Source organism: Arthrobacter sp. AOP36-A1-22 (genome assembly GCF_052377615.1).
GTDB lineage: Bacteria > Actinomycetota > Actinomycetes > Actinomycetales > Micrococcaceae > Arthrobacter_H.
The window spans coordinates 27,186-41,719 of the sequence record NZ_JBQSWX010000018.1 but is presented as its reverse complement, the minus strand read 5'-3'; the positions used below and the strand labels follow the sequence as shown (position 1 = coordinate 41,719).

Here is a 14,534-nt window from a genome sequence, read left to right as displayed (position 1 = left end):
ATCACTCCATCGGTTCCGGCGTGAGCACCTTCCTCCCGACGGATCGGGAAGGGGTTGCTGCGGCGTCATCGAGCCAGATCTCTCGGCCGCTCTGGATGGTTGTTGTCTCCATTGGGCCACATCATGGGCCCTCAGCGCCACCGTTGGAGTCAACGGAAACCACTTTTCCGGGGTGTTTCAGCCCAGGTTCCGAGCCCCAGGCAATCCAAGCAACATCGAATATTTCCGTTATTTGCACGGGTTCTGGACACGAAAGTTCAATCCGGGCACCTCGCAGGAAACATCAATGAAATATTTCGCAACGCGTCGTGTGAAGTTGCTTCTTCTGGTGCCGGTGGCCTTTAGTGGAAAGGTACCCATCCCGAGCGGCCGAGAGATCTGGCTCCGTGACGCCGCAGCAACCACGCCGAACAAGGCCCCGCCACCCCGCGGAACCCGTCACCGGCGAAGGTGCTTCCGCCAGGAACGATGGAGCTGAGTTCATGAGCATTGCCCCGACCCGTACGACCGACGCACAGCAGACCCGCCTCGGGGGCTCCGTCTCCCCGAAAGCCCACGACAAACGCATTCGTTCCCAAGGGACGTGGCAGGGATCCATGCGGACGAAGATCCGGATCCGGGCCTTCGGCTTCGAAGTGGACGAGCCCGAACCCGTTGGCGGGACCGATACCGCCCCCACTCCCATGGAATACATGGTCGGCGCAGTCAACGCATGCCTGGGCGTGGTGGTCGAACAGATCGCCGAGGAACTGCAGATCGGTCTCGAAGCCATCGAGACCTATTGCCTGGCTACCCAGGACACGCGCGGATTCGCCGGTACCGCCGATGTCCAGCCCTTTTTTCATTCCTGCCGGATCGCCGTCCACGTCCAGACCGGAGAACAAGATGCCAGCCGGTTGGACCAGCTGACGACGTCCGTGGAATCACGTTGTCCGGCGCTGACCCTGATCCGCGCCGCCGGCGTTGTCGTGGATCTCCGCTGGCATTTCGCGGAGTTGATCGATGTCGACGCTCCTGAAAGGGAATGCAACAACGCGGATGCCCTCTCTCGCGGTCTCGACTCGCGGTCCCGAAAGGTGGAGCAGTGACATCGGCGGGCGCATGGACCATCGGCTTAGCCGTGGGCTATACGGCTCTTTTGCTCTTTGGCGGCCGCTGGTCCCGCGTGCGCGCAGGGCGTCCCGGCGGACAGGGCTTCTTCGATGGCGGCCGTTCCTTCAGCCCTTGGACCGTCGCCTTCTGCATCACGGGGCTCTTCTCGGGCTCTTCATATATTTCCATCATGGAACTCAGCTATCGGACCGGGATTTCCGCTGCCTGGTACGGAGTGGCCGAAACGGTGCAAATTCTGCTGATCGCCTTGTTGCTGGTGAAACCGCTGCGGGAGAAGCTCGTCGTGACGGTCACCGGCATCATCGGTGATCGGTTCGGTCGGGCGGCTAAAGCCATCGCGGGCGTCATTACGGCGGTCACTTTCCCCATGTGGTCGGTGGCCACAACGATCGCCTTCGCCTCGGCTTTGACGGCGTTCACCGATTTGCCGCTGCAATGGACGGTCACTGCGACCGCGCTGCTTCTGTTGGTTTTTCTCTGGTCGGGCGGCATGAGGTCCGTGGCATTCAATCAGACGTTGAACTGCCTGGTCTTCGTCGTCATGCTCGTCATCGCGGGCTTCGTAGTGTTGTCGAATCCCGGCCCCGGCGGTTGGCAGGAATTGGCAGCCACCCGTCCGGCGATGGTCGACCCCGGAAATGCCGGGCTGTCCCTCATCGTCGCCTGGTTTGGGACATTCATCGTCAATGTGCCGCTGGCGCAGGCTGCCTTCCAAATGACCATGTCCTGCCGCTCTCCGCGTGACGGCCAGAAGGGCCTGTATGCGGCAGCCCTCTTCGGGATCCCCTTCATCGTCCTCGGTGCCCTGGTGGGGACCTCCGCAGCCATTGCGGTTCCCGACCAGGAACTTGGCCTCGTGGCTGTCCCCTATTACATCAGCGAGACCCTGCCGGCGCCGCTGGTCGGCCTCTTCTTCCTTGGCGTCTGGGCCTGCGCCATGGGCTGGGCGGGGCCATGCCAGTTTTCCGGAGCCACGTCCCTGGGCCGTGATGTCGGCAGCGCATTACGCCCCAAGGCCACCGAACAAGATCTGGTTCGCTACACCCGGTACTCCTTGGTTGCCCTGACGGCCTTGATGATCCTTTACGGGATCCTTCGCACCGAGCAGGCTGCCTGGTGGAACGTCCTTGCCTGGACCTTGCGCAACGGGGCCACGTTGGCGCCGGTTCTCGCGGTCTTCCTTTGGCCGTTGGCCAGCCGTCGGGCAGTACATGCAGCCATGCTTTCCGGGTTCCTTGCCGGCATTGCCTGGAACCAGCTCTCGGGCTGGTCCGCCACAACGTTCTTCGCAGGAATCCATCCCGTGTGGGTTGGAATGGGCATCAACCTTGCAGTCATGGTCGTGGTCACGCTGGTGACCGTGCCCTGGGAATCCACCCCGGATCGAAAACGACGAACGGCCGGCATCCGCTACACCGCGGGTGGAACGTTGGTCGCTGCAGCACTGCTGACGTTCGGAGAATGGCTGGGACATTTCGGGCTTCTGGGGCTGGGACTCTTCACCGCCGTGACCCTCTACTCACTGGCGATCTTCAATCTCACCGTAGGAACCACCCGCCGGCAGCACCTGCCCACCACGGAAGAAACCATCCCGGTTTCCGCCTAGGACCCCACCGGTCATCTCCCGGGGGCCGCTACCCACCGCGGGGAAGCCTTACATGGCCCCGCGTCATACTGCCCACCCGATTGGAGCACCCATGACCAACGTACCGACAATGGACTCCCCCACTGCCGACGCCCAGCTCGATGTCCTGAACGCCGAAGCCGCACGCCTGGACTTCTGGGCCGAGGCCGCGGCACGCCTGGACTGGACCGAACCCTGGCATACGATCCACAGCACTACCGCCGTGGACCCGGTGGCCCGCCGGGGCCCCGAACTACGCTGGTTCGAGGGCGGGAAACTCAATGCGGCGGTGAACTGTGCCGACCGGCATGTCGCCTCCGGCCAGGGGGAGAAGGTCGCCCTGCATTTCGAGGGCGAACCCGGGGACCGGCGCAGTGTCACCTACGCCGAGCTGACCGGCATGGTCAGCCAGGCGGCCCACGCCTTGACCTCCCTGGGCATCGGCGTCGGGGACCGCGTGGTCATCTACCTGCCGGTGCTGGTGGAGACCATTGTCATCACCCTGGCCTGCGCCCGGATTGGTGCGGTGCATTCGCTGGTCTTCGGCGGCTTCTCGGCCGAGGCCCTGCGATTCCGGGTCGAGGACACCGGGGCGAAGCTCCTGGTCACCACCGACGGCCAGTTCCGCCGCGGAACCGCGGTGCCGGTCAAGGCCCACGCCGACGCCGCGGTGGCCGGGGACAACGCCATCGAACACGTATTGGTCATCCGTCGCACCGGCAGCGGGATCGCGTGGACCGAAGGCCGGGACCTGTGGTGGCACGAGGTGGTCGAGAAGCAGCCGCGCACCCACGCCGCCGAGGCCTTCGACGCCGAAACCCCGCTGTTCATCATGTACACCTCGGGGACCACCGGGAAGCCCAAGGGTCTGGTGCACACCACCGGCGGCTACCTCACCCAAGCCTCCTGGAGCCACGAGTTCCTCTTCAGCCATCCGGACCCCGGCCAGCGGGACCTGGACGTGCACTGGTGCACCGCCGACCTGGCCTGGGTCACCGCCCACACCTACGAGATCTACGGACCACTGTCCAACGGTGTCACCCAGGTCCTCTACGAAGGCGTCCCCAACGCCCCGCATCCGGGACGGCACTTCGAGATCATCGAACGTTATTCGGTGACCAGCTACTACACGGCCCCGACCCTGGTGCGCTCGCTCATGGGCTGGTTCCCGGACGGTATCCCCGCCGATCACGACCTCTCCTCCATCCGGATGGCCGGCACCGTCGGGGAGGCCGTGAACCCCGAGGCCTGGCGTTGGCTGCGCACCCAAGTCGGCCGCGATTCCGTGGTTCCCGGTGAGCCCAATGCAGGCATCCCGATGGTCGACACCTGGTGGCAATCCGAAACCGGCGCCACGGTCCTCTCCCCCCGCCCCACCGACATAAGCTTCAAGCCCGGCTGCGGCACCCGCGCACTTCCCGGGGTGGCCACGGACATCGTGGACGAGGACGGCGCCCGGGTCCCGGCGAACGTGCAAGGGAACATCGTGCTCACCGCCACCGGCCCGGCCATGGCGCGTACCGTGTGGGGCGATCCGGAACGCTACTTCACCAGCTATTGGCAGAAGTACGCCGCGCAGGGCTGGTTCCTTGCCGGAGACGGCGCGAAGTACGACGACGACGGCGACATCTGGATCCTGGGGCGCACCGATGATGCGGTGAACATCTCGGGTCATCTGCTCTCGACCATCGAGATCGAATCAGCTCTGGTCTCCCATGCGGGGGTCGTCGAGGCGGGGGTCTGCCCCTCCGTCGATGCCACGACCGGCCATGCGGCAACGGCGTTCGTCGTGCCCCGCGACAAGGCGCTCCTCGGGGGCGGCACCAGTTCCGGGTCGACGCCCTCGCAACTGGCCGCCGCCGCCGATCTGCGCGCTCACGTGGCAACCCAGATCGGCCCGATCGCCAAACCGCGCGACATCGTTTTCGTCCCCGATGTCCCCAAGACACGGTCCGGGAAGATCATGCGCCGGCTATTGACCCAACTGTTCGAAGGATCCGCGTTGGGCGATACGACGAGCCTGCAGAATGAAGAGTGCCTGCCCGCCCTGCAGCGAATTTGTACCGCTGGCTGATCATTCGGTGTCCGACACCGACACCTTCCGCTGGTAGCCGCGCTGGGTCAGGTGGTCACTGACGTCCTCTTCGGTCCAGCAATCGATGTTCTTGATTTCCGGCATGTCGGTGGCCAGGAAGACCGGGTCCAGGCCCTGGGCCCGTTGGGCGTTGTAGTGGCGCAGGAGCTTGAGTGCGGTGGGTGCCAGGATGGTGATCACCACCAGGTTGATCATGGCAATGAAGACCATCGTGACCCCGGCCAGCGACCAGGCCAGGTCAACGGAGATCACGGACCCGAGGAAGACGACGGCGGTGACGGCGAGCGCGAAGAGGGTCCGCACCCGCTTGTTCCGGGTGATGAAGTTGACGTTGGCTTCCCCGTAGGAGAAGTTGCCCAGCACCGAGGTGAAGGCCAGCAGGAACATGATCACCGCCAGGGCGATCGCCGCCCACGCCCCCAGGTTGCCGACCAGGGATTCCTGCACCATCACCAGGCCTTCGCCGCCTTGTCCGAGGTCCGGGAAGGCGATGAGGACGATGAACGCGGTGATCGAGCAGATCAGCAGCGTATCGAAGTAGACGCCCAGCGTCTGGGTCAGTCCCTGCTTGACCGGGTGGCTGACCGAGGCGGTGGCGGCGACGTTGGGGACCGAGCCCATGCCGGCTTCGTTGGAGAGCATGCCGCGCTGGACGCCCTGGACGATGGCGACGCCGATGCCGCCGCCGACGGCTGCCTTGACGTTGAAGGCCCCGTCGACGATCTGGCCGATGACGCGTGGGAGCTCTTCGAAGTTCATGAGCACGATCACGAGGCCGAAGCTGACGTAGATCAGTGCCATCAACGGCACCAGGTTCTGCGCCACGAAGGCGACGCGGCGCATCCCGCCCAGGACGATGGCGGCGGTCATGCCGGCCAGCAGCAGCCCCAGGGCCCAGGGTAGCCAGGTCACGGATTCCGGATCGGTGAAGGTGCCGACCGCGCCGGTGACGGCGTCGACGATGGTGTTGGACTGCAGCGAGGTGAAGGCCAGCGCGAAGCAGAAGATGAACAGGGTGGCGAAGAAGACGCCGAAGCCCCGGCTGCCCAGGCCGCGGTGGATGTAGAAGGCCGGACCGCCCTTATAGGTGTCTTCGCCCCGGGTCTTGTAGAGCTGGGCCAGCGTGGATTCGATGAAGCTCGCGGCGCTGGTGAACAGGGCCATGATCCACATCCACATCACCGCACCGGGCCCGCCGATGAACAAGGCACCCGCAACGCCCGAGACGTTGCCGGTCCCGACGCGGGCTGCCGCGGAGACGATGAACGCCTGGAACGCCGACAGGGACTTCGTGTTGCTGTCCTCGTCGCGTTGCGCTTTTTCCGTGATGGATTTGAACATGGCCGGCAGCATGCGGAACTGGACGGCTTTGGTTCGAAGGGTGAAATAGAGCGCCAGGACGACGACGACGGGCATGCCGATGAAGGTCCACAACCAGCCTTCAGAGGTACCGAGCCAGTCATTCAGGTTCGCGAGAGTCATTGAAAAACCGTATCAGAACCTGTGGCATACATCACCGGCCTAGTGGACGGGTGTCGAATTCCGTCGCACCATCGTGTTCTCGAGCTGGCAGGTGTCGGTGAGCACGATCTCCCCGTTCTCCAACCGCGGGTGGACGGCGTCCTGCAGGGCGCTCATGACCAGCCGGATGAGGGTCCCGTGGGCGACGACCACCAGATCAGCGTCCGGATGCTCCCGGACCAGGCCGACCAACGCGGCCAGCCCCCGGTCGACGACCTCGGCTTCGGGTTCGGCACTGAGCAGTAGTTCGTCGATCCGGGGGCGAGGCATCCCGAGCACCGCCCGGCCTTCGCCCTCGCCGTAGTGGCGTTCCTGGAGCCCCACAACGGGTTCCACCGCCTCGAGACCCAGCGCGGTACCGATCAGCGTGGCGGTCTCCACGGCCCGGCCCAACGGCGAGGAGACCAGGGTGCCCCAGTCGCCGTCATGCTCGGCCAATCGCTCCCCGGCGGCGCGGGCCTGGGCCCGGCCGGCCTCGTTCAGGGGGATGTCGGTCTGCCCCTGAAGACGGCCCTCGGCGTTCCATGCGGTTTCCCCGTGGCGCACCAGCGCAATGCGTGTTCCCATGCACCCATCCTATCCGGGGCCCGCAGCGTGCAGTTTGTTCGGACCGGCCACGAAAAAGCGCCACGTGGCGAAACATTCTTTGATGGAACCCGGAGATTTGTCACGATGGGGGATCGGGAACCTCCCGACCCCACCCCGAAGGAGCCACCACGTAGATGTCCGATCACCGGTTTGGATTCCGTACCCGCGCCCTGCACGCCGGAGGCACCCCCGATGCCGAGCACGGGGCCCGTGCGGTCCCGATCTACCAGTCCACCTCGTTCGTGTTCAAGGACACCGACGACGCGGCCAACCTGTTCGCCCTGCAGAAGTACGGGAACATCTACTCCCGGATCGGCAACCCCACCGTCGCGGCCTTCGAGGAACGCGTTGCCTCCCTGGAAGGGGGCATCGGGGCGGTGGCCACCGCCTCGGGCATGGCCGCGGAGTTCATCACCTTCGCCGCACTGACCGGCGCCGGAGACCATATCGTCGCCTCCTCGAAGCTCTACGGGGGCACCATCACCCAGCTGGACGTGACGCTGCGCCGCTTCGGCGTGGACACCACCTTCGTGGACAGCAACGAGGCGGCCGACTTCGCCGCCGCCCTCCGCCCGGAAACCAAGGCCCTCTACACGGAGGTCGTCGCCAATCCGTCGGGGGACATCGCCGACCTCAAGGGCCTGGCGGCCGTCGCCCGCCAGGCGGGCATCCCGCTCGTCGTCGACTCCACCCTCACCCCGCCGTACATCCTGCGCCCCATCGAACACGGTGCGGATATCGTCATCCATTCGGCCACCAAGTTCCTGGGCGGCCACGGCACGACGATGGGCGGGGTCGTCGTCGAATCCGGCCGCTTCAACTGGGGCAACGGGAACTTCCCGACCCTGACCGAACCGGTGCCCTCCTACGGCAACGTGTCCTGGTGGGGGAACTTCGGCGAATACGGGTTCCTGACGAAGCTGCGCTCCGAACAGCTCCGCGATATCGGTCCTGCCCTGTCCGCCCAGTCGGCCTTCCAACTGCTGCAGGGGGTCGAGACGCTCCCGCAACGCATGGACGCCCATCTGGCCAACACCTCGACGATCGCCGCCTGGCTCGAGGCCGACCCCCGCGTCAGCTACGTGAACTTCGCCGGACTACCTTCCCACCCCCAGCACGAACGGGCGCAGGACCTGCTGCCCGATGGGGTCGGCTCGGTCTTCAGTTTCGGGATCTCCGGCGGGCGCGAGGCCGGAGGCCGGTTCATCGAGGCGCTGCAGCTGGCCAGCCATCTGGCCAATATCGGTGACGCCCGCACCCTGGTCCTGCATCCGGGATCGACGACGCATCAGCAGTTGAACCCCGAACAGCTGGCCGCCGCGGGCGTGCCGGAGGACCTGATCCGGCTTTCGGTGGGGCTCGAAGACGTCGAAGACATCATCTGGGATCTGGATCAGGCACTCACCGCCGCCCAGGCCACCTCCGCCGACGCCGCCGGAGCCGATGCGACCCCAGCAGATAGCGCCGAAGAGATCGGAGTCTTCTCGTGAGCACCGAAACCACCGAGCGCGGATGGATCGGCCCCTCGGCCCCCGAACGGTTGAACATCCTGCGCAACACCCGTTCGATCGCGATCGTGGGGGCTTCGAATAAACCCTCCCGGGCCTCCTATTTCGTGGCGACCTACCTGCTCTCCTCCACCAGCTACACGGTCTACTTCGTGAACCCGGTGCTGGACGAGATCCTGGGCCGGCCGGTCTACGCCTCGTTGGCCGAGCTGCCCGAGGTCCCCGATCTGGTCGAGGTGTTCCGCAAGAACGACGACCTGCCCGGCGTCCTGGACGAGGCCCTCGCGGTCGGGGCGAAAACACTGTGGCTACAGCTCGGCGCCTGGCACGAAGACGTCGCGACGAAGGCCGAAGCCGCGGGAATGAACGTGGTGATGGACCGCTGCGTGAAGATCGAACACGCCCGGTTCCACGGCGGCCTGCATCTGGCCGGTTTCAACACCGGCGTCATCTCCTCCAAACGGCAGGTCCTGGCCTAGAAACTACGACGGCGGCCCTCCCGAAGCCCGGGATGGCCGCCGAGGTCGGCCCCCCTCAAGCATTGATGTCGGTGCCGATCCGCCGGTTGGCCAGCACCGGCAGGAACTGGCGGACTTCCTCCACCCGGCGACGGGTGACGTCGACGGTCGCCAGCGCCTCGGTTTCCTCGCCCAGGAAGGCCACCGGGATGCCCAGCGGATCCAGGATCGCCGAGTGGCCCACGGTGTTCGTCGAGCTCGTCCCGGCGGCAGCCACCCAGACCGTGTTCTCCACGGCGCGGGCCTTGAGCAGGGTCTCCCAGTGGTCGATCTTGTGGTCGCCCTTGAACCAGGCGGCGGCCACGAGGACCACGTCCGCGCCGGCGACCGCCAGACGGCGGGCCACCTCGGGGAAACGGATGTCGTAGCAGGTCATGATCCCCACGTTCAGTCCGCCGATCTCGAAGACGGGGACCGCCTCGACGTCGCCGGATTTGATCCGGCTGGACTCCTGGTAGGAGAAGGCGTCGTAGAGGTGGATCTTGCGGTACGTCCCCAGGATGGCACCGCTGGAATCGATGGTCACCAGCGTGTTGTAAGGCTGGGGGTCTGCACTGGGCTCGTATCCCCCGGCGACGATCGCGACCCCGAATTCGGCGGCCAGGAGCGAGAGCTGCTGGACGAAGGTGCTCCAATCCCGCTCCACGGCGGTGCTCAGATCCCCCTCGACCTTGCGGACCGTGAACATCGTTTCCTCGGGGAAAAGCACCAGTTCCGCACCGGAATCCTTGGCGCGGGCGACCAGGCGGCGAACCACCTGCAGGTTCTCTGCCATTTCGCCGCTGGGTGAGAGCTGTCCAACACTGATCTTCATGGTTTCCGCCTTCCGCTGTGCGTGCCTCCAGCCTACCCATGATCGATCAAAAGGTGGATGGATCCAGACGGTGCAGACCGTAACGTTGAGGACGTGAAGAAGCCTCAACCCAATAAGTGGGCCGCCCTGGCCGTTCTGGCCGCCGGCCTATCCATGATCGTGCTCGACGGCACCATCGTCGGCGTCTCCCTGCCGACGATCATCACCGACCTGGGACTCGACCTCGGCGACGCCCAGTGGGTCAACAGCCTCTACTCGGTGGTGCTGGCCGCCCTGCTGCTCAGTGCCGGCCGATTGGGCGACCGGGTCGGACGACGCAAACTCTTCGTCGCCGGCGTCGTGCTGTTCATGGCCGGCAGCCTGTTCTCCGCGATGGCCGACTCCTCTTCCTCCCTCATCCTGGGCCGGGCCATCCAGGGCGTCGGCGGTGCCGCCGTCCTGCCGTCCACCCTGGCCAGCGTCAACGCCAACTTCCAGGGGCGCGACCGTGCTGCCGCCTTCGGTGTCTGGGGCGCCGTGATGTCCGGGATGGCAGCCGTCGGCCCGCTGCTGGGCGGCTGGCTCTCCTCCAGCGTCGACTGGCGGTGGATCTTCCTGGTCAATCTGCCCTTCGGTCTCCTGATCCTCGTGGGCACCGTGCTTTTCGTTCCCGAAACCAGTGACACGCATGCGTCTCCGGGATTCGACGTCGTCGGGCTACTGCTCAGCGCCTCCGCGTTCGGCCTGTTGGTCTTCGCGCTGATCGAGGGCCCCACACTGGGTTGGTGGACCCCCCAGCAGCCCTTGACCATCGGCCCCGTATCCTGGCCCGCAGGCAGTTCTCCGGTCATCCCGCTGGCGGTCACCGGCGTCGTGCTCCTCGCGGCGTTCCTGGGCTGGCAGGGGCACCGCGCCACCGTGGGCAAGGCCGCCCTGCTGGATTTGACGCTCTTCAGGATCAGCACCTTCTCCTGGGGAAACACCGCCGCAGCTGCGGTCGCCGTCGGCGAATTCGGCCTGCTGCTGGTCTTGCCCCTCTTCCTGGTGAACGTGCTGGAGACCGGCACCCTCGGAGCCGGGCTGATCCTGGCAGCCATGGCGTTGGGTGCCTTCGGCTCGGGGGCAGCGGCACGGCATCTGGCCGATCTGATGGGCGCGGCCCGGGTGGTGATCCTCGGTCTGGCGCTGGAGGTCGTCGGGGTACTGGTGCTGGCGATCTTCACCAGCAACAGCCTGCCCATCGCCCTGTTGGTTCCTGTGCTGGTCGTCTACGGTCTGGGGCTGGGCCTGGCCTCGGCACAGCTGACCGGGACCGTCCTGCGGGACATCCCCACCGAAGCCTCGGGCGAGGCCTCGGCCACCCAGTCCACCGTGCGCCAGATCGGCTCCGGGCTCGGCTCGGCCATCGCCGGAACCATCCTGGCCGTCGCCACGGCGGCCAGCGCCATGGGCCTGCTACGCGATGCCGGCGCCGACGAGGCCACCGCCACCAAAATGGCCTCGGGGCTCAGTGACTCCGCAGGCGGCCTGATCTCCAGCGTGAATCCCGCCAACCCGTTGCATGATGCCCTGACCGCAGGGTTCGCCACGGGCGTGCAGTGGTCGCTCTTCGGCGCTGCAGCATTCCTCATTCTCGGGCTGATCGCCTCGTTCCGGGTCGCCTCCGCGGCCCGGTTGACCGGCAAGGGCGCCACGGGCGCCGACGCGGGGCTCAGCCAGGAGTAACCTGAGCGCATGGAAACCGACCAGCGCACCGTGGACGTCTGCGTCGTCGGCGCCGGGCCCACCGGACTGATGGCGGCGAACTGGCTGGAACGACTCGGGGTCGAGGCGGTCATCATCGACGGCAAGGCGGGGCCCACCCGTGAATCACGGGCCTTGGGCGTCCAGGCCCGGACCATGGAGATCTACGCACAGCTCGGCGTGGTGGACCAGGTCCTGGCCCAAGCGGTCCCGGCCAACGAGATGCGCCCGGGAGTCGGTCGCAGCTCGTGGCATCCGGTGCCGCTGGATCGGATCGGCCAAGGGCTGACCCCCTACCCGGGGATCACCATCCTGGAACAGCACGCCAACGAAGAGATCCTGGCCTCCCGGCTCGCATCCCGCGGGCGGGCGGTGGCCTGGAACACGAAGCTGCTCGGTCTCCGACAGGACGGCGACGGGGTCGACCTGGACGTCGAGTCCGCCGATGGGCCCCGGCAGACGATCCGTGCCAGGTACGTGGTGGCCGCCGACGGCGCCTCCTCCCCGACCCGCGGGCAGTTGGGGATCGGCTTCGAGGGCGAAACCAACGAAAAGGTCTTCTACGTCATCGACGCCCACGACGTCCACGGCACCGGATCGGGCATCAACGTCCGGCTCGCCGGCGATGACTTCCTGCTGACCTTCCCGATGTCCGACCCCTCCCCGGACGCCCGCAGGGTCAGGCTGCTGGGCATCCTGCGTGAGGCCGCCGGGGCCCGGAGCAGCACAGCCCACGCTGCCAGTGGCGATCAGGTCGGCGTCGATGAGCAGCGCGCCCGGGGCGCGCTGGAGCAGGACTTCGGGGTGAGCTATTCCCAGGCGGGCTGGTTCGCCACCTACCGGGTCCACCACCGGGTGGCCGATGCCTTCCGTGCCGGGCGGGTCTTCCTGGCCGGGGATGCCGGTCATGTGCACTCCCCCGTCGGGGCCCAGGGCATGAACACCGGACTGCAGGATGCCCATAATCTTGCGTGCAAGCTCGCCGATGTCCTCTCCGGTCGCATGCCCGAGTCCTATCTTGAACGCTACGAGGCCGAACGCCGTCCGGTCGCCCGCAGGCTGGTCGCCACCACCGACCGACTCTTCTCACGGGTCACTTCCTCCACGGCCCGGGCACGGTTCATCCGCAGCCGGGTGATGCCGTTGCTGTGGCCGGTCCTGGTGCGTGTGGCCCCCCGGGGCCCGCTCGGCACCCGGATCTTCGGCTACGTCTCCCAGCTGCGCATCCACTATTGGATGACCGAGCAGGAGCGGACCCGGGCCGAGGCGCGCCACGGTGTGGCGAGGATCCGGCGCCGGGATCCGGTGGTGGGCCGCCGGCTGCCCTGGATCGGGGCGACGAACCCGGGCGAGGACAACCACGCCCCGCTGGCCTCGGCCCGGTGGCAGGTCCACGCCTACGGGGCGCGGGCCGCAGGCCGGGGAGCCATCACGGCCCAACAGCATGGCGTCGAGTTGCACCTCTTCGGGGCATCGCCGCGGCGTGGGCTACCCGACGGGACCGTGGTGGTGGTGCGCCCCGACGGGTTCGTGGCCGTGCGGCATCGGGTCAGGGCGCACCGCCGCGAGGCCTAGAGCGAGTCGTCGATCAGGTCGTGACGCACGATCGTCTGCTCGCGGTCCGGGCCGACCCCGATGGCCGAGATCCGGGTTCCCGAGATCTTCTCCAGCGACAGGATGTAGTTCCGCGCGTTCTCCGGCAGATCCTCCATGGTCCTGGCCTTGGTGATGTCCTCGGTCCAGCCGTCGAAGTATTCGAAGATCGGCTTCGCGTGGTGGAAGTCGGTCTGCGTCATCGGCATCTCATCGTGGCGGACGCCGTCGACGTCGTAGGCCACGCACACCGGGATCCTCTCGATGTTCGAGAGCACGTCGAGTTTGGTCACGAAGTAGTCGGTGAAGCCATTGACCCGCGAGGCGTGGCGGGCCAGAACGGCGTCGTACCAGCCGCAACGGCGGGCCCGTCCGGTGTTCACACCGAACTCACCGCCAGTCTTTTGCAGGTACTCGCCCATCTCGTCGAAGAGCTCGGTGGGGAACGGGCCGGCCCCGACACGGGTGGTGTAGGCCTTGATGATCCCGACCGAGCGGGTGATCCGGGTCGGCCCGATGCCCGAGCCGACGGAGGCGCCGCCGGCCGTCGGGTTCGAGGAGGTCACGAACGGGTAGGTGCCGTGGTCCACGTCCAGGAACGTGGCCTGCCCGCCTTCCATGAGCACCACCTTGCCGGCGTCGAGCGCCTCGTTGAGCACGAAGGTGGAATCCACGACCAGCGGGCGCAGCCGCTCCACGAAGCCCAGGAAGTACTCGACGATCTCGTCGACCTCCGCGGAGCGGCGGTTGTAGACCTTCACGAGCAGTTCGTTCTTCTGCCGCAGCGCCCCCTCGACCTTTTGGCGCAGGATGGATTCGTCGAAGACGTCCTGGACGCGGATGCCCAGCCGGCCGACCTTGTCCATGTAGGCCGGGCCGATGCCCCGGCCGGTGGTGCCGATGGCCCGCTTGCCCAGGAAGCGTTCGGTGACCTTGTCCATGGTCTGGTGGTAGGGGGCCACCAGGTGGGCGTTGGCCGAGATGCGCAGCTTCGAGGTGTCGGCGCCGCGGGCTTCGAGGCCGTCGATCTCCTCGAACAGCGCTTCGAGGTTCACCACGCAGCCGTTGCCGATGATGGGGGTCGCGTTCTGGGACAGGATGCCCGCGGGAAGGAGCTTCAGCTCGTACTTCTCGCCACCGACGACGACGGTGTGCCCGGCGTTGTTGCCGCCGTTGGGCTTGACCACGTAGTCGACACGGCCTCCGAGCAGGTCAGTGGCCTTGCCTTTTCCCTCGTCACCCCATTGGGCTCCGACGATCACGATTGCTGGCATGGGATCCTCCCCCTTGCGTGGGTCAGCGGCCGGCTTGCGCCGGGTTCCGGCGGTGCCGGACACAAGAACGCCCCTGACCTCCGCACCCCGCCCCGAAACCGGGCTGGAGCGTAAGAGTGAAAGGGGCTCTTACGCATCAAGGTTACCCAAGTGCCCGCCAACAT

The 14,534-nt window shown here is 66.6% G+C and carries 11 protein-coding genes and 1 riboswitch; of the genes, 7 read left to right on the top strand and 4 right to left on the bottom strand.

Going from position 1 to position 14,534, the window contains the following annotated elements; translation table 11 throughout:
• Positions 1-3 precede the first annotated feature (3 nt).
• A riboswitch (SAM riboswitch) is annotated at positions 4-102 on the bottom strand.
• 380 nt (positions 103-482) lie between these two features.
• The 3 genes from ACT3S2_RS11360 to acs all read left to right on the top strand — a co-directional run bounded on the left by ACT3S2_RS11360 (position 483) and on the right by acs (position 4,811).
• On the top strand, positions 483-1,088 hold the full coding sequence (locus tag ACT3S2_RS11360) for an OsmC family protein (protein ID WP_444555355.1): 606 nt from the start codon (positions 483-485) through the stop codon (positions 1,086-1,088).
• On the top strand, positions 1,025-2,719 hold the full coding sequence (locus ACT3S2_RS11355; protein ID WP_444561719.1) for a sodium:solute symporter family protein: 1,695 nt from the start codon (positions 1,025-1,027) through the stop codon (positions 2,717-2,719). The genes ACT3S2_RS11360 and ACT3S2_RS11355 overlap by 64 nt, the downstream gene beginning before the upstream one ends.
• Before the next feature lie 91 nt (positions 2,720-2,810).
• Positions 2,811-4,811 carry an acetate--CoA ligase gene (acs, locus tag ACT3S2_RS11350; protein WP_444555357.1) on the top strand — a complete coding sequence of 667 codons (2,001 nt, stop codon included), beginning with the start codon at positions 2,811-2,813 and terminating at the stop codon, positions 4,809-4,811.
• On the opposite strand, the gene ACT3S2_RS11345 is transcribed toward acs, so the two are convergent.
• Positions 4,812-6,314 carry an alanine/glycine:cation symporter family protein gene (locus tag ACT3S2_RS11345; RefSeq protein WP_444555358.1) on the bottom strand — a complete coding sequence of 501 codons (1,503 nt, stop codon included), beginning with the start codon at positions 6,312-6,314 and terminating at the stop codon, positions 4,812-4,814.
• A gap of 39 nt (positions 6,315-6,353) precedes the next feature.
• On the bottom strand, positions 6,354-6,920 hold the full coding sequence (locus tag ACT3S2_RS11340) for a histidine phosphatase family protein (RefSeq protein ID WP_443381974.1): 567 nt from the start codon (positions 6,918-6,920) through the stop codon (positions 6,354-6,356).
• A gap of 155 nt (positions 6,921-7,075) precedes the next feature.
• On the opposite strand from ACT3S2_RS11340, the gene ACT3S2_RS11335 reads away from it, so the two are divergent.
• A complete protein-coding gene (locus ACT3S2_RS11335; protein ID WP_443381971.1) occupies positions 7,076-8,431 on the top strand; it encodes an O-acetylhomoserine aminocarboxypropyltransferase/cysteine synthase family protein in 1,356 nt (451 codons plus the stop codon).
• Complete coding sequence (locus ACT3S2_RS11330; protein ID WP_443381969.1) at positions 8,428-8,928, top strand: CoA-binding protein; 501 nt, start codon at positions 8,428-8,430, stop codon at positions 8,926-8,928. The genes ACT3S2_RS11335 and ACT3S2_RS11330 overlap by 4 nt, the downstream gene beginning before the upstream one ends.
• Positions 8,929-8,983: 55 nt before the next feature.
• Here the strand turns inward: ACT3S2_RS11330 and ACT3S2_RS11325 are convergent, their stop codons facing one another.
• On the bottom strand, positions 8,984-9,781 hold the full coding sequence (locus ACT3S2_RS11325) for a carbon-nitrogen hydrolase family protein (RefSeq protein ID WP_443381967.1): 798 nt from the start codon (positions 9,779-9,781) through the stop codon (positions 8,984-8,986).
• A gap of 93 nt (positions 9,782-9,874) precedes the next feature.
• Between ACT3S2_RS11325 and ACT3S2_RS11320 the strand changes: the two genes are divergently transcribed.
• The gene (locus ACT3S2_RS11320) at positions 9,875-11,485 is read left to right on the top strand and encodes a DHA2 family efflux MFS transporter permease subunit (protein WP_443381965.1); all 1,611 of its coding nucleotides are present in this window, start codon (positions 9,875-9,877) and stop codon (positions 11,483-11,485) included.
• A gap of 9 nt (positions 11,486-11,494) precedes the next feature.
• Complete coding sequence (locus tag ACT3S2_RS11315) at positions 11,495-13,078, top strand: FAD-dependent monooxygenase (protein WP_443381963.1); 1,584 nt, start codon at positions 11,495-11,497, stop codon at positions 13,076-13,078.
• On the opposite strand, the gene ACT3S2_RS11310 is transcribed toward ACT3S2_RS11315, so the two are convergent.
• On the bottom strand, positions 13,075-14,370 hold the full coding sequence (locus ACT3S2_RS11310) for an adenylosuccinate synthase (protein ID WP_443381961.1): 1,296 nt from the start codon (positions 14,368-14,370) through the stop codon (positions 13,075-13,077). The genes ACT3S2_RS11315 and ACT3S2_RS11310 overlap by 4 nt on opposite strands.
• Positions 14,371-14,534 lie beyond the last annotated feature (164 nt).

Excerpts from the sequence above, each read along its gene's own strand:
- ACT3S2_RS11360 (WP_444555355.1), top strand. The coding sequence starts at position 483 with ATGAGCATTGCCCCGACCCGTACGACCGACGCACAGCAGACCCGCCTC.
- ACT3S2_RS11355 (WP_444561719.1), top strand. The coding sequence starts at position 1,025 with ATGCAACAACGCGGATGCCCTCTCTCGCGGTCTCGACTCGCGGTCCCG.
- acs (WP_444555357.1), top strand. The coding sequence starts at position 2,811 with ATGACCAACGTACCGACAATGGACTCCCCCACTGCCGACGCCCAGCTC.
- ACT3S2_RS11345 (WP_444555358.1), bottom strand. The coding sequence starts at position 6,314 with ATGACTCTCGCGAACCTGAATGACTGGCTCGGTACCTCTGAAGGCTGG.
- ACT3S2_RS11340 (WP_443381974.1), bottom strand. The coding sequence starts at position 6,920 with ATGGGAACACGCATTGCGCTGGTGCGCCACGGGGAAACCGCATGGAAC.
- ACT3S2_RS11335 (WP_443381971.1), top strand. The coding sequence starts at position 7,076 with ATGTCCGATCACCGGTTTGGATTCCGTACCCGCGCCCTGCACGCCGGA.
- ACT3S2_RS11325 (WP_443381967.1), bottom strand. The coding sequence starts at position 9,781 with ATGAAGATCAGTGTTGGACAGCTCTCACCCAGCGGCGAAATGGCAGAG.
- ACT3S2_RS11315 (WP_443381963.1), top strand. The coding sequence starts at position 11,495 with ATGGAAACCGACCAGCGCACCGTGGACGTCTGCGTCGTCGGCGCCGGG.
- ACT3S2_RS11310 (WP_443381961.1), bottom strand. The coding sequence starts at position 14,370 with ATGCCAGCAATCGTGATCGTCGGAGCCCAATGGGGTGACGAGGGAAAA.